The sequence below is a fragment of the Gottschalkia purinilytica genome, from assembly GCF_001190785.1.
Taxonomy (GTDB): Bacteria; Bacillota; Clostridia; order Tissierellales; family Gottschalkiaceae; genus Gottschalkia_A; species Gottschalkia_A purinilytica.
Map to the genome: position 1 here is coordinate 46,473 of NZ_LGSS01000010.1, position 15,225 is coordinate 61,697.

General features: G+C 29.6%; 14 protein-coding genes and 1 other annotated feature. All 14 genes read left to right on the forward strand.

The genetic code is table 11. From position 1 onward, the window contains the following. Positions 1–35 precede the first annotated feature (35 nt). The 14 genes from CLPU_RS10560 (at position 36) to CLPU_RS10625 (ending at position 15,173) form a co-directional block, all read left to right on the forward strand. On the forward strand, positions 36–692 hold the full coding sequence (locus tag CLPU_RS10560; RefSeq protein ID WP_050355632.1) for a hypothetical protein: 657 nt from the start codon (positions 36–38) through the stop codon (positions 690–692). A 429-nt stretch (positions 693–1,121) separates the two neighbouring features. Beyond that, entirely contained in the window at positions 1,122–1,577 is a 456-nt protein-coding gene (locus tag CLPU_RS10565; protein WP_050355633.1) for a CtsR family transcriptional regulator, read from the forward strand. Positions 1,578–1,594: 17 nt separating this feature from the next. Next, positions 1,595–2,110, forward strand: coding sequence for a UvrB/UvrC motif-containing protein (locus tag CLPU_RS10570; protein ID WP_050355634.1), 516 nt, complete (start codon positions 1,595–1,597; stop codon positions 2,108–2,110). A 4-nt stretch (positions 2,111–2,114) separates the two neighbouring features. Further along, positions 2,115–3,143: a protein arginine kinase gene (locus tag CLPU_RS10575; RefSeq protein ID WP_050355635.1), complete on the forward strand. Its 1,029-nt coding sequence runs from the start codon at positions 2,115–2,117 to the stop codon at positions 3,141–3,143. A gap of 16 nt (positions 3,144–3,159) precedes the next feature. Then, positions 3,160–5,604: an ATP-dependent Clp protease ATP-binding subunit gene (locus CLPU_RS10580; protein WP_050355636.1), complete on the forward strand. Its 2,445-nt coding sequence runs from the start codon at positions 3,160–3,162 to the stop codon at positions 5,602–5,604. 223 nt (positions 5,605–5,827) lie between these two features. Next, positions 5,828–7,192, forward strand: coding sequence for a DNA repair protein RadA (radA, locus tag CLPU_RS10585; protein ID WP_050355637.1), 1,365 nt, complete (start codon positions 5,828–5,830; stop codon positions 7,190–7,192). A gap of 8 nt (positions 7,193–7,200) precedes the next feature. Next, positions 7,201–8,283, forward strand: coding sequence for a DNA integrity scanning diadenylate cyclase DisA (gene disA / locus CLPU_RS10590; RefSeq protein WP_050355638.1), 1,083 nt, complete (start codon positions 7,201–7,203; stop codon positions 8,281–8,283). Between the two features lie 224 nt (positions 8,284–8,507). Beyond that, positions 8,508–8,984, forward strand: coding sequence for a CarD family transcriptional regulator (locus CLPU_RS10595; RefSeq protein ID WP_050355639.1), 477 nt, complete (start codon positions 8,508–8,510; stop codon positions 8,982–8,984). Positions 8,985–9,098: 114 nt separating this feature from the next. After that, positions 9,099–10,190, forward strand: coding sequence for a PIN/TRAM domain-containing protein (locus CLPU_RS10600; protein ID WP_050355640.1), 1,092 nt, complete (start codon positions 9,099–9,101; stop codon positions 10,188–10,190). A gap of 87 nt (positions 10,191–10,277) precedes the next feature. Beyond that, positions 10,278–11,009: a 2-C-methyl-D-erythritol 4-phosphate cytidylyltransferase gene (gene ispD, locus CLPU_RS10605; protein ID WP_097677563.1), complete on the forward strand. Its 732-nt coding sequence runs from the start codon at positions 10,278–10,280 to the stop codon at positions 11,007–11,009. Between the two features lie 26 nt (positions 11,010–11,035). Then, positions 11,036–11,509, forward strand: a complete 474-nt coding sequence (gene ispF, locus CLPU_RS10610) for a 2-C-methyl-D-erythritol 2,4-cyclodiphosphate synthase (RefSeq protein WP_050355641.1) — start codon at positions 11,036–11,038, stop codon at positions 11,507–11,509. Between the two features lie 78 nt (positions 11,510–11,587). Further along, on the forward strand, positions 11,588–11,902 hold the full coding sequence (locus CLPU_RS10615; RefSeq protein ID WP_050355642.1) for a TIGR04076 family protein: 315 nt from the start codon (positions 11,588–11,590) through the stop codon (positions 11,900–11,902). Between the two features lie 97 nt (positions 11,903–11,999). Next, positions 12,000–12,220: a binding site (T-box leader), on the forward strand. Positions 12,221–12,313: 93 nt separating this feature from the next. Further along, positions 12,314–14,038: a proline--tRNA ligase gene (locus CLPU_RS10620; RefSeq protein WP_050355643.1), complete on the forward strand. Its 1,725-nt coding sequence runs from the start codon at positions 12,314–12,316 to the stop codon at positions 14,036–14,038. A 280-nt stretch (positions 14,039–14,318) separates the two neighbouring features. Beyond that, complete coding sequence (locus CLPU_RS10625; protein WP_082154184.1) at positions 14,319–15,173, forward strand: DUF1002 domain-containing protein; 855 nt, start codon at positions 14,319–14,321, stop codon at positions 15,171–15,173. Positions 15,174–15,225 lie beyond the last annotated feature (52 nt).

Consider the following 15,225-nt stretch of genomic DNA (forward strand, 5'->3'; position numbering starts at 1 on the left):
CTTATATTGTTTATAAAAAAGATTGGTGGTAATATATGGATAAGACGTTTAGTAAAATTATTAAGAGGAGAAATAGTGTAATGATAAATAAATCAGTTATTAAAATATGTCTTATTGTTTTTATAATATTGTTATCTTTTAGTGGATGTAAAAAGATAAATGAAAAACAATATATTACAATAGAACCTTCAAGTTTGTTTAAGGGAGATACGAAAGCATTACAAAATCATTTAGACTTTATAGGAACAGGAGCTGTGAAGATAAAAGGAAAACAATCAAATATGTTGGTAAAAACTAAATATGAATTGTGGGAAAATGGAAAGTTAATATCATCAAGTGATTGTATTAGTACGGTAATAAAAGATAAATTAAATAACGAAGTAACTATATCCTTAAAAAAAGATATTCAGAATCCAGAAATGTTTAGTGTAAATATTGGAATTACAGATGATGATGGATATAGTGGAGGAACGTTTCCAGTTAAAGGACTTGCTGATGGTTTCTCGTATGGAGTAACTCAGATACGAGAAGAACATAAAATGATAGAGGGAAAAGAAGAAAGGATATGGTTATTAGGAGCAACTAAGGGTGACATGATTAGTTTTTCAGACGATATTGAAGAGAATGCTAAGTCAGTTGATTGGGCTTTGATTATAAAAGTAGTTGTAGAAAGTAAGGATATTAAAAAGTAAATTAAAAAGTGAATAGATATATTTCAATTCCATAATATATACTAAAAACATTATGGAATATATATGTTAGTTACTATAGTATTTTAAAAGTTTTTATAGTAACTATAAGAAAATATATAAGACATTAGGGAGCTTTCTAATACCTTATATATTAATGTTTATATAGAGACATAATGTAATAGTTTGAAAAACTATCAAAATAGAGTGAATTTATTAATATATAAATAAATATAAATAATAATACTGATAAAATAATAATGAAAAACAGAGAAAATATAAAATATTTGGGTATATTAATGAAATATATAGAAAAAATATAAAATATAGGACTTGAAAAAATATTATGCATAAGAATAAAATATAAACGAAAGGCAAAGAAAGTCAAAGTCAAAAAACTTAAAGATGAAGTGAATATTGAGGTGTTTTCATATGGCTAGATTGAGTAATATAATAGAAGACTTTATTAAAAGTTTATTGAGCGAAGCAGAGAATGGAATAATAGAAATACAGAGAAATGAATTAGCTCAATATTTTGATTGTGCCCCATCACAAATAAATTATGTACTTACTACTAGATTTACTTTAGATAAAGGTTATTATATAGAAAGTAGAAGAGGTGGTGGCGGTTATATAAAGATAGTTAAAGTTAATATAAATAATGATAAACATATACAAAACTTAATAATAAATTTAATAGGAGATTCGATAACAAAGACAAAATCATTTTCTTTAATAGATGACTTTATGGAAGAGAATATTATAACTGAAAGAGAAGGGAGATTGATGAAATCAGCTCTTTCAGATAGATCACTTCAAATATCAAATAATACTAATCAAATAAGGGCTAATATTTTAAAAAATATGCTTCTTGTTTTAATAAATTAAAAATGGAGGGTTGAACTATGATGTGTGAAGAATGTGGAAAAAATCCCTCAACAGTTCATATGAAAAATATAATAAATGGAAAAGTAACAGAAGTTCATATATGTGAGGAATGTGCTAAAAAACACAAAGGATTTGCTACTGACACTCCTTTTTCTATTCATAGTTTATTAACAGGACTTTTGGATAGTGTACAAGATGAAGGCGTAAAAGTTGATTATGTACAAGGAACAACTTGTGATACATGTGGTATGCCTTATGGGAAATTTAGACAGCTAGGTAAATTCGGATGTAGCGATTGTTATAGATCATTTAAAGAAAAGCTTAATCCACTATTAAAGAGAATACATGGACATGATAAACATGTAGGCAAAATTCCTAAAAAAGCAGGTAAGCTTATAAGGATAAAAAAAGATATAGAAGATCTTAAAAATAAGCTAGATATATTGGTACAAAATGAAGAATTTGAAGAAGCTGCAGAGATAAGAGATGAGATAAAGAGACTCCAAAAAGAACTAGACAATAGTAAGGAGTGATATTATGGCTAAATGGTTAGATGGTGTAGGAGAAGAGAAAAATATAGCAATAAGTAGCAGAATAAGACTTGCTAGAAATATAGAAAATATAAGATTACCACAATATATGGATTTAGAAGACGGTAAAAAAATTACGGATATAGTTAATAATGCTGTAAATAACAGTGATATCATAGAGTCTAAAGACTTTAACTTTTATCCAATAAATAGTATATCCAATATAGATAAAGAGGTATTTGTAGAAAGACATTTAATAAGTCCTGATTTACTAAGAAATCCACAGATAAGTTCATTTTTATTGAAGAATGACGAAACAGTTACTATTATGATAAATGAAGAAGATCATATAAGAATTCAAGCATTACTTCCAGGACTAAATTTAGAAAAAGCATGGGAGTTATGCAGTAACATAGATGATGCGATAGAGAAGAATGTGGACTACGCATTTGATGAAAGATTTGGCTATTTAACTTCTTGTCCAACTAACGTAGGAACAGGATTAAGAGCTTCAGTGATGCTTCATTTACCTTGCTTAGTATTAACTGGATATATAAATAATGTTTTGCAAGCTGTAAATCAAATAGGGTTAACTGTACGAGGACTATATGGAGAAGGAACTAGTGCTATTGGGAATATATTTCAAATATCTAATCAGGTAACATTAGGAGAATCCGAAGAAGAAATAATTAAGAAATTAAAGGGAATTGTCTTGCAAATTATAGCTAAAGAAAGAGACTCTAGAAATACTTTATTAAATGTAAATAAAATTCAAATTGAAGATAAAGTATACAGATCACTTGGTTTGTTACAAAGTGCTAGGATTATAACTGCTAAAGAATCTATGGATTTATTATCTGATGTTAGAATGGGAATTGATTTGGGAATAATAGAAAATATAAATATGGAAATAGTTAATAAACTAATTATGGATATTCAACCAGCTAGTGTTCAAAAAATATTTAAAGAAGAGTTAAACTCTAATGTTAGAGATATACGAAGAGGAGAAATAATAAGAGAAAGACTAGAAAGATAGATTAGGAGGGATAAAAATGGGTATGTTTGGTAGATTTACTGAAAGAGCTCAAAAAGTTATATACTTAGCTCAAGAAGAAGCCAAAGAGCTAAATCATAATTATATAGGAACGGAACATATACTACTAGGATTAGCAAAAGAAGGAGAAGGTATTGCTGCAAAAGTTCTAACTGGTTTAGGAGTTAATTTAGAAAGCCTAAGAGAACAAGTTATAAATATAGTAGGTAAAGGTAATGAACCTGAGGAGTTATTAGGATTTACTCCAAGAACTAAGCGAGTATTTGAACTTAGTTTTACTGAAGCTAGAGCACTGGGACACAATTATGTAGGAACAGAACATCTTTTACTAGGGCTTATAAAAGAAGGTGAAGGAGTAGCTGCTGCTATCATAAAAGGTATGGGAGTAGATCTAGATAAAGCAAAACAAGAAATAGTAAATATGCTAGGACAAAACTATGGAAAAACCAATCAAAATGGATATGGAAATAACAATTCTTCAATTAATACACCGACTTTAGATAAATTCGGAAGAGACTTAACTAAACTTGTTAATGAAGGAAAAATAGATCCAGTTATAGGAAGATCGAAAGAAATAGAAAGAGTTATTCAAGTATTAAGTAGAAGAACTAAAAATAATCCATGCTTAATTGGAGAACCTGGAGTTGGTAAAACTGCTATTGCTGAAGGTTTAGCACAAAAGATAATAGAAGGAGAAGTACCAGAGATTTTAAAAGATAAAAGAGTTGTAACATTGGACCTTGCTTCTATGGTTGCAGGAGCAAAATATAGAGGTGAGTTTGAAGATAGATTGAAAAAAGTTATGGAAGAACTTACTCATGCAGGTAATGTAATACTATTTATAGATGAAATGCATACTATAATTGGTGCAGGAGCTGCTGAAGGTTCTATAGATGCTTCAAATATGTTAAAACCAGCTTTAGCAAGAGGAGAATTACAAACTATAGGAGCTACTACAATAGATGAATATAGAAAACATATAGAGAAAGATCCAGCTCTTGAAAGAAGATTTCAACCTATAATGATAGAAGAACCTACTGCTGAAGATACACTCAAAATACTACAAGGACTTAGAGATAAATATGAAGCTCATCATAGAGTAAAAATAAGTGAGGAAGCATTAGAAGCAGCAGTAGAATTATCAAGTAGATATATAACAGATAGATTTCTACCAGATAAGGCTATAGATTTAATAGATGAAGCTGCTTCTAGAATAAGACTAAAATCAGTGACACCACCACCTGTATTAAATGAATTGGAAACAAAATTAGAAGAACTTTCTCAGGAGAAAGAAGAAGCTATAAGTACCCAAAATTATGAAAAGGCTGCAAGTTTAAGAGATGAAGAAAAACATGTTAAAGAAGAACTAGAAAAGAAACAAGAAGAATGGAAACAAAAGAAACAATCTAAGGCAAATGAAGTTGGATATGAAGATATAGCTCATGTAGTATCTGTATGGACTGGGATTCCAGTTAGTAAGCTTACACTAGAAGAGTCAGAAAGATTACTAAATTTAGAACAAATACTACACCAAAAAATAGTAGGGCAGGATCAAGCTGTTGAGTCACTTGCTAATGCAGTAAGAAGAGCTAGAGTAGGACTTAAAGATCCTAAAAAACCAATAGGAACATTTATATTTGTTGGACCTACAGGTGTTGGTAAAACATATGTTACTAAATCACTAGCAGAAGCCTTATTCGGAGATGAAGACGCTGTTATAAGAATAGATATGTCTGAATATATGGAAAAACATTCAGTATCAAGGTTGGTAGGATCACCTCCAGGATATGTAGGATATGATGAAGGTGGTCAATTGACTGAAAAAGTAAGGAGAAAACCTTATTCAGTTATACTATTTGATGAGATAGAAAAAGCACATCCAGATGTATTTAATATACTTCTTCAATTATTAGATGATGGTAGATTGACTGATTCCAAAGGAAGAGTAGTTGATTTTAAGAATACAGTTGTAATTCTTACATCTAATGTTGGAGCATCTACTATAAAAAAACAAAGAACATTAGGATTTAGTGCATTATCAAATAAAGATGAAGAACAAAATGAATATGAAAAAATGAAAGAAAATATAACTGAAGATTTAAGAAGAACATTCAGACCAGAATTTTTAAATAGAATTGATGAAATAGTAGTTTTCCATCCTCTTAATAAGGATCAAATTAAAGAAATCGTAAATATTATGATTAAAGATTTAGAAGGTAGATTAGAAAAGTTAAATGTAAATATAGATGTTACAGAAAAAGCTAAAGAATATATAGGTGAAAAAGGATATGATCCAGATTATGGAGCAAGACCGTTGGAAAGAGCCATAAGAAGTTTGGTAGAAAATCAGCTATCTGAAGAAATGCTAAAAGGAAATATATCAAAAGATGACAATGTAGTCGTTGACTATGATGGAGATAAATTAATATTTAACAAAAAATAGTAGTAAGGATTCCTTACTACTATTTAACTTTATTTATTAACTATTAATTATACAACTAAATCTAAAGTTTTACAGATAAAAAATCTTTTGTAAAAATTTCTTGTAAAGTAAATAATTTATTTAAAAGGTTATAATACTACAATTATTGAAATAAGATAATTGATGGAATATAATAAACTAGTGACAAAAATAGTTACGTAAGATGTAATTGAGGGGGGATTCTGTGGCAAAAATAAAAAATAAATATGTATGTCAAGAGTGCGGATATGAAACCCCAAAATGGATGGGAAAATGCCCCTCTTGTAATAGTTGGAATGCTCTTGTAGAAGAAGTATATAATCCTAACTCTAAAATAAAAATATCTAAAAATGAAATGGATATTAAATTAAAAAAATTATCTGACATTGTAACAGAAGATGAGGATAGAATCTCTACGAATCTTGAGGAACTTGATAGAGTATTAGGTGGTGGACTTGTCAAAGGTTCATTAACTCTTGTAGGAGGAGATCCTGGTATAGGAAAATCAACACTTCTTATTCAAGTAGCAAATAATATATCTAATAAAAACTTAAAAGTATTATATATATCTGGTGAAGAATCATCAAAGCAAATAAAAATGAGATCCGATAGATTAAGTGTACAATCAGAAACATTATATATATTATCAGAAACAAATATGGATGTAGTAATAAATGCAATAGAAACTCTTAATCCTGACATATTAGTCATAGATTCAATTCAAACTGTCTACAATCCCAATATAGAATCTGCACCTGGAAGTGTAAGTCAAGTTAGAGAAGTAACTTCCATATTAATGAATATAGCAAAAAATAAAGGAATAGCAACACTTATAGTAGGACATGTTACAAAAGAGGGAGCTATAGCAGGACCTAGAGTTCTAGAACATATGGTTGATGTAGTCTTATATTTTGAAGGAGAAAGACATAACACATATAGAATTCTAAGAGGAGTTAAAAATAGATTTGGATCTACAAATGAAATCGGAATATTTGAAATGAGAGATATAGGGTTAGTTCAAGTCAAAAATCCTTCAGAAATGTTACTAGCTGGTAGACCAATGCATACAGAAGGAACAGTCGTTGTACCTAGTATGGAAGGAACCAGACCAATGCTTATAGAAGTACAAGCTTTAGTAAGTCATACGCCATTTGGGATGCCTAGAAGAGTAGCTACTGGAATAGACTATAATAGAGTAATACTTATGATGGCAGTTTTAGAAAAGAAAGCTGGTCTCCATATGCAAAATTCAGATGCATATATAAATATAGTTGGGGGAATACACATAAAAGAACCTGCAATAGACTTAGGTATTATATGTTCTATAGCATCTAGTTTTAAAGAATATGAAATAGATTCTAAAACTGTGGTCATGGGGGAAGTTGGTCTTACTGGAGAGATTCGTACTATAAGCTTTATTGAAAAAAGATTAAGAGAAGCATCAAAGTTAGGATTCAAAAAAGCAATAATACCTAAAGCAAATCTTAAAGGAATTGAAAAAATTGACGATATGGAAATAGTAGGAGTAACAAACGTAGTGGATGCATTAGATATAGTATTAGGAGGGTAGTTATTTAAATGAAAGAAGAAAATCTGAGAAAAGATACAATACTTGATTCTCTAAAAATAATAGCTCCAGGTACTTTATTAAGAGAAGGTCTTGATAATATAGTTAAGGCAAATACGGGTGCACTTATAGTAGTTGGAGATAGTGAAGAAGTTATGGAGATTGTTGATGGAGGATTTAATATAAATAGTGAGTTTACACCAGCTAGTTTATATGAATTAGCAAAGATGGATGGAGCTATAATATTAAGCGAAGATAAGAAAAGAATTCTTTTTGCAAACGCTCAATTAGTGCCTGACTCTTCTATAACTTCACGTGAGACAGGAACAAGGCATAGAACTGCAGAAAGAGTGGCAAAACAGACCGGTAAGCTTATTATATCTATTTCGCAAAGAAGGAGTGTTATAACACTTTATAAAGGAAATTATAAATATGTATTAAAAGATGTAAATGAAATACTAAATAAAGCTAATCAAGCTATTCAAACTTTAGAAAAGTACAAGGCTGTTTTAAATCAAGCTATGTCTAATTTAAGTGTGTTAGAATTTGAAAACTTAGTTACAGTATATGATGTTACAAAAGTACTTCAAAGGACAGAAATGTTAATGAGAGTTGTTATTGAGATTGAGAAATATATATTGGAGTTAGGAAATGAAGGTAGACTTATAGACATGCAATTGGAAGAATTAACTGGTGAATCAGAAGAGGACGGATTAAATGTTATAAGAGATTACTATTTGCCTCAGAAGGGAAAAGACTATATAGATATTAGAAGAGAAATTAGCAAACTATCATCTTCTGATGAGTTACTACATTTAACTAATATAGCTAGAATATTGGGATATGATGATAACATAAATACACTTGATTTAAATGTGTCACCAAAAGGATACAGAATATTGAGTAAAATACCAAGACTTCCTTCAAATGTTTTAGAAAATGTTATAGAGATGTTTTCGTCACTTCAAGACATATTGAAAGCTTCTATATCACAACTAGATGCTGTTGAAGGAATTGGAGAAGTAAGAGCAAGATCAATAAAAGAAGGTCTTAGAAGATTCCAAGAACAATCACTATTAGATAGACATATATAAAGAATATCATTGATAAATACACCTTAATAAGTATACATGGTAAAAAATAGACGGAAAAAGATACTTATTAAGGTGATTTTTTTATAAAAAAGTTTAAAACCTAGTTAAAAACTATATTGACAATGAAAGTAGTGATATGATAAAATGATTTATTTGACAATGAACCTAGAATATTGTATACTAGTATCATAATGTCTTTTCTTTTAGTCTGGGAGGTCTGCCTTATGTTTAATATAGGTGATAAAATAGTATATCCTATGCATGGTGCTGGTGTTATAATAGCTGTGGAAGAAAAGGAAATTTTAGGTAAAAAAAGGAAATACTATATTATGAAAATGCCGATAGGCGATATGAAAGTTATGATTCCGATTGATACTATAGAAGATATAGGTATTAGGCAAGTTATTGATGATAAGGAAATAGATCAAGTATTTGCTGTATTGTCTGACGACAAAACTAATATGTCCCAAAGCTGGAATAGAAGATACAGAGCTAATATGGATAAGATAAAAAGTGGAGATATATATGAAATAGCGAGTGTTGTTAGAAATCTTGTTATAAGAGATAGGGAAAAGGGACTATCCACCGGAGAAAGAAAAATGTTAAATAATGCTAAGCAAATGTTAATTAGTGAAATTGTATTAGCAAAAAACATGGAGCGCTTAGATGCTGAAAATCTAGTAAATGACATGATAAAATAGCGTCTTATAGGCGCTTGTTTTCTTCAAAGGATAATATAGATATTAAAAAAATGGAAATAATGTTATAAAATATTGATATAGTGGGAATAAATACTTATAGGAGGTGATTGCATAATGATCGATAAGATCATAAAAGGAATTGTGGCGTTATTAGGAACGACAGTAGGTTGGGGAATAGTGGCTTTAGCAGATAAGTTGGGATTTTTGGCTTATATAGACAAAACGAATTATTCATTGTATTTTTATGTGGCTTTTAGCTTAATATTTGGAATAATATCTTTAATTTTATCAAATAAAATTATTGAATTTTGGAGTAAAACTGTATCTGAGGCAGAGAAAAAACTTCAGAATATACCTGCTACAGATATAATTCTTGGTTCGGTAGGGTTAGTATTTGGGTTAGTAATAGCTTACTTACTAAGTAGAGTATTGATAGAAATTCCGTATGTAGGAATACTTGTATCAATAATATGCTATTTATTGCTTGGATATCTTGGTGTTAAAGTAACAACTAGAAAGAAAGAAGATTTTGGAAGTATAGTTAATGTTTTTAAAAAAGTTGGAAAAGATAAAAGTCATAAAAACGGTACAAAAGTGCACCCAAAATTGCTAGATACAAGTGTTATAATAGATGGAAGAATAGCAGATTTATGTAAAACAGGATTTGTTGAAGGTCCTTTAGTAATACCAGAATTTGTTTTGGAAGAACTACAACATATAGCTGATTCTTCAGATGCTCTAAAAAGAAATAGAGGAAGAAGAGGTCTAGATATTTTAAATAAGATTCAAAAAGAACTAGACATAGAAGTTATAATCCATGATAAGGATTTTGAAGATGTAGCAGAAGTTGATAGTAAACTTCTGAAATTAGCACAACATCTTGGTGGAAAAGTAGTAACAAATGATTATAACTTAAATAAAGTGGCTGAATTTCATGGAGTAGATGTTCTAAATATAAATGAACTTGCAAATGCAATTAAGCCGGTTGTATTACCGGGCGAAGAAATGTTAGTACAAGTTATAAAAGATGGTAAAGAATCTGGTCAGGGTGTAGCTTACTTAGATGATGGGACAATGATAGTAGTTGATGGAGGTAGAAACCATATAGGTCAAACAATAGATGTTATGGTTACTAGTGTTCTACAAACATCAGCTGGAAGAATGATATTTGCTAAGCCAAAAACAGCTGTTGATAAAGCTGTATAAGATAAAATATGAAATAAAAGACTCAATCTTTGGGATTGGGTCTTTTTTTATATTTTATGTTATAATCTTTACTAGAGGTGATAAGATTTGGGGCTTAGAAATAAATATGTATCAGTAATTATAGTAGCTGCTGGTATGGGAAAAAGAATGAAAAGTAATATAAATAAACAATATATATTGTTAAAAGACAAACCTATATTAGCTTATACTATAGATAGATTTGATAAAAGCTCTTTAGTTGATGAAATAATAGTTGTTACAAGAAAAGAAGAAATAGCGTATTGTGAGAAAGAGATAGTTAAAAAATATAAATTTAAAAAAGTTACTAAGATTATTGCTGGAGGAGAAGAGAGACAAAACTCCGTTTATAATGGATTAAAAGAAACTAATAAAATCTGTGATGTAGTGCTTATACATGATGGAGTTAGACCTTTTATCAAAAATACTGATATTAAAAACAATATAGAAGGTGCTATAGAATATGGAGCGTGTGTTACAGGAGTTCCTGTTAAAGATACTATAAAAGTAGTAGATGAAGATAACAATATTGTAGATACGCCTAATAGAAGTAAACTATGGGCTGTACATACACCACAATCTTTTGTATATGATATGATAATGAGTGCTCATGAAGAAAGCATAAGAAGAAACATATTTGCTACAGATGATAGTATGCTAGTAGAAAAGTTAGGTTATAAAGTGAAAATAATACACGGAACGTATAATAATATAAAAATAACGACTCCAGAAGATCTAAAATTTGCAGAAACTATTTTAGATGGAGATAAAGAGTTTAGTATGAAGGGAGGAAATTATTAAGATATTTTATATCTTAGTGAAAATTTATGAGAATAGGATTAGGATATGATGTTCATAAATTACAGGAGGGAAATAAGCTTATATTAGGTGGAATTGAAATAGAACATGAAAAAGGACTAGTTGGTCATTCGGATGCAGATGTGTTAGTCCATGCTGTAATGGATAGTATAATAGGAGCGCTAGCGTTAGGGGATATAGGTAAACACTTTCCAGATACAGATAATGAATATAAGGATATATATAGTATCAATTTGCTTAAAAAAGTATATGTTCTTATGAAAAATAAAGGATACGAAATTAATAATATAGATTGTGTTATTGCTGCTCAAAGACCAAAATTAGCTCCATATATAGATGAAATGAGAGCAAAAATAGCAGAAACTTTGAATACGTCTGTAGATAATGTCAGTATAAAGGCTACAACTACAGAAAAACTAGGGTTTGAAGGAAGAGAAGAAGGCATATCATCTCAAGTTGTATGTTTATTATCTAAGATATAGTTGAAAAATATATTTTTATATTACCAAAATACAACTATACTTATAAAATACTGTAATGGTATTTAGGAGGAATATTATATGGATTTAAAAGATTGTTTTGATATTAAGATTACAATTTTGAAAAAACTAAAGGTAGAAGATATTCATAAAGAATATGCAAGAGCAAATCTTCCTATTGTTTGCATTAAAGGAGAAGAAGGTCAAGAATATATATCAAAAAACTGTAATATGCCAGAAGGATTCTGTCCAGGGGCATGGGCAGGATTAAAAGATAAAGTTATAAATTTATCCTTAGGAAAAGATAGTCCTTATGTAAAACAAAAAGGAACAGCAATTCATTGTTGCAATGATGGTCTTCATCCTGTTATATATAAATTAGAAAGAATAGAATAGTAGAAATATAATATTTAAATATAAAAGTTAAATCCTTCAAAACAAAGATTTGACAATAAATATTTTTTTTAGTAATATAAATCTTAAACTTAATATGTTAAATGCTATGAAAGGAAATAGTAGATATTTAAGGTCTATAGAGAGGAAACTCCTTGGCTGTAAGGTTTCTGGCCCAATGAATATTGAACCTATCCACGAGCTTCTAGACGGAAATGATAAGAGTATGTCTAGACGGATTGTAACCGTTAAGTTGATGAGAGGACTATTTATATAGTCTATTAGGGTGGTACCGCGGATATTATAACCTTCGTCCCTTTAGGGATGAAGGTTTTTTGTTTTTTTGATTTTAGTGTATTAAAGCTGAATAAAAAAATATAAAAAAATTAATAAAAATTGAAGGAGTTGTATTGAATGAAGATGTCAAAATTGTATATGCCAACTTTAAGAGAAGTTCCTTCTGAAGCAGAGCTTCCAAGCCATAAACTTCTATTAAGAGCAGGTATGATAAGAAAATTAGTATCAGGAGTATACTCATATCTACCATTGGGATATAGAGTTATAAAGAAAATAGAAAACATAGTAAGAGAAGAAATGGATGCAATAGACTCTCAAGAAGTATTGATGTCTGCTATTCATCCAGCAGAGCTATGGCAAGAAACAGGAAGATGGGAAGACTTTGGTCCAGAAATGTTTAAATTTAATGATAGACATAATAGAGAATTCTGTTTAGGACCAACTCATGAAGAAATATTTACAGACCTTATAAGACATGAAGTGAAGTCATATAAGCAACTTCCTCTTAGCTTATATCAAATTCAGACAAAGTATAGAGATGAGAAAAGACCAAGATTTGGACTTTTAAGATCAAGAGAGTTTATAATGAAAGATGCTTATACATTTGATATAGATGAAGAAGGAATGAGAAAATCATATTATGATATGTGGAAAGCATATGAAAAAATATTTGAAAGATGTGGACTAAAATGCAAAGTAGTTGAAGGTGACTCAGGTGCCATGGGAGGAAGTGACTCTCATGAGTTTACAGCTATATCTGAATATGGTGAAAGTAATATAGTTTATTGTGATGACTGTGACTACGCTGCTACAGATGAAAAAGCAGCTTGTCTATATGAAATAGAGTCTAAAAATTTAGAAGAATTATCTATTGAAAAGGTTCATACACCAAATGTAAAGACTATAGATGATTTAACTGAATTTTTTAGTACTACATCAGATAACTTCGTAAAAACTTTACTGTATAATGTAAAAGACGAGGTAGTAGCTGTATTAGTGCCAGGGAATAAGGAACTAAATGAAATTAAACTATTAAAAATATTTAAAGTACCAGAACATGAACTATTCATGGCAGAAGAAAGTCAAGTAAAAGAAGTTACAGGTGCTGAAGTAGGATTTGCAGGACCTATAAACTTGAAGAAAGATGTAAGATTATTAGTAGATTCAAGAGTAACTAAGATGAAGAATTTTATAGTAGGAGCTAACGAAACAGACTATCATATTAAAAATGTAAACTATGGAAGAGACTTTACAGGAGAAGTAATTGAAGATTTATTATTAGTTGAAGAAGGAGACAAATGCCCTAAATGTGGTAGTATATTAAAAATGGATAGGGGTATAGAAGTAGGAAACATATTCCAGTTAGGGACTAAATATAGTGAAGGATTAAACGCTACTTTCTTAGACGAAAATGGAAAAGAAAGAAAAATGTTAATGGGATCATATGGAATAGGTGTTTCAAGATCTATGGCTTCTATAATAGAACAATATCATGATGAAAATGGTATTATATGGCCTTTATCAGTAGCTCCATATCAAGTAGTAGTAACTATAGTGAATGTGAAAAATGAAGAACAAATTCAACTAGGTGAGGAATTATACAAAGAGTTATCATCTTTAGGAATAGAAGTTTTATTGGATGATAGAAATGAGAGAGCTGGAGTTAAATTTAAAGATATTGATTTAATAGGAATTCCTATAAGGGTAACAGTAGGAAAGAAAGCTTCTGAAAATATAGTTGAATTTTCATTAAGAAAAGAAGGAAACAAGCAAGAAATAAATGTAAATGAAGTAATAGACAGAATAAAAGAAGAATTTAAAAACCAAGGATTAAGTGTATAAATATTGTAAACTGACAAAGAGGAAATACCCATGATATAATAAGTCATGGGTATCTGTATATATTATGTCCTTATTGTAAATAATGTTAAATGCTATATTAGAAAATGAATAGGCATTGTTTGCAAATAGGAGGACTATATATGAAAAGAGTAAGAGAAAGAAAATTAACTAAGTTTAGATTTTTATCAGGATGGTGGTGGATAGTCCATGTCTTGATTATCTTATCTGTATATATGTTGTTCAGATACCTTTAAATATTATTAAAATGGAGGGGGAAAATATGAAAAAAGCATTGAGTATATTACTTATGGTAGTTATGATGACATCAAGTGTATTTGCAACAAGTTCAAATAAAGTGGTAGTTAGTATAGGGAAGGATTTAAACAAAGAACAAAGAGAGCAAATGTTAGATTTATTTGGAGTAGATGAAAATGTTAATATAGTAGAAGTTACTAATAGTGAAGAAAGAAAGTACTTAGGTAACCATGTTAGTTCTAAATTATTAGGTACGAGAGCAATTTCTTGTTCTTATGTTGAAGAGCTAAGTAGTGGATCAGGTATCCAAGCACAAGTTTATAATGTAACATGGGTAACTAAAGAAATGGTAACTAATGCACTGGTTACAGCCGGTGTAAAAGATGCTAAGGTAAAGGTTGCAGCTCCATTTAATGTTTCTGGTACTGCTGCACTTACTGGAATAATAAAAGCATTTGAGGATGCTACAGGTAAAAATATCAGTGAAGAGGAAAAAGAAATAGCTAATGAAGAAATAGCGAAAACTGGAGAACTAGGTCAAGAAATAGGTAAGGATGAAGCTAGTCAATTAATACAAAGTGTAAAAGAACAGGTTGTTGAAAAGAATGCTGAAAAACCAGAAGAAATAAAGCAAATAGTAAATGATACTTCAGAACAACTTAATATAACGCTAAACAAAGAACAAGTTCAAAAAATAGTAGAATTAATGGAGAAAATATCTAAACTAGATTTAGACTTAGGAGAAATTAAAGGCCAGCTTAAAAATATTACTGATAAACTTGGTGATTTAACAAAGAATAATGAAGAAGTAAAATCAATTCTTGGAAGAATATTAGATTTTGTAAAGGGAATATTTGAAGGACTATTTGGAAGCAAGTAGATGTTTATTTTCTTGTAGAGGATGACCTTCTATTATATAATATACTGATGAA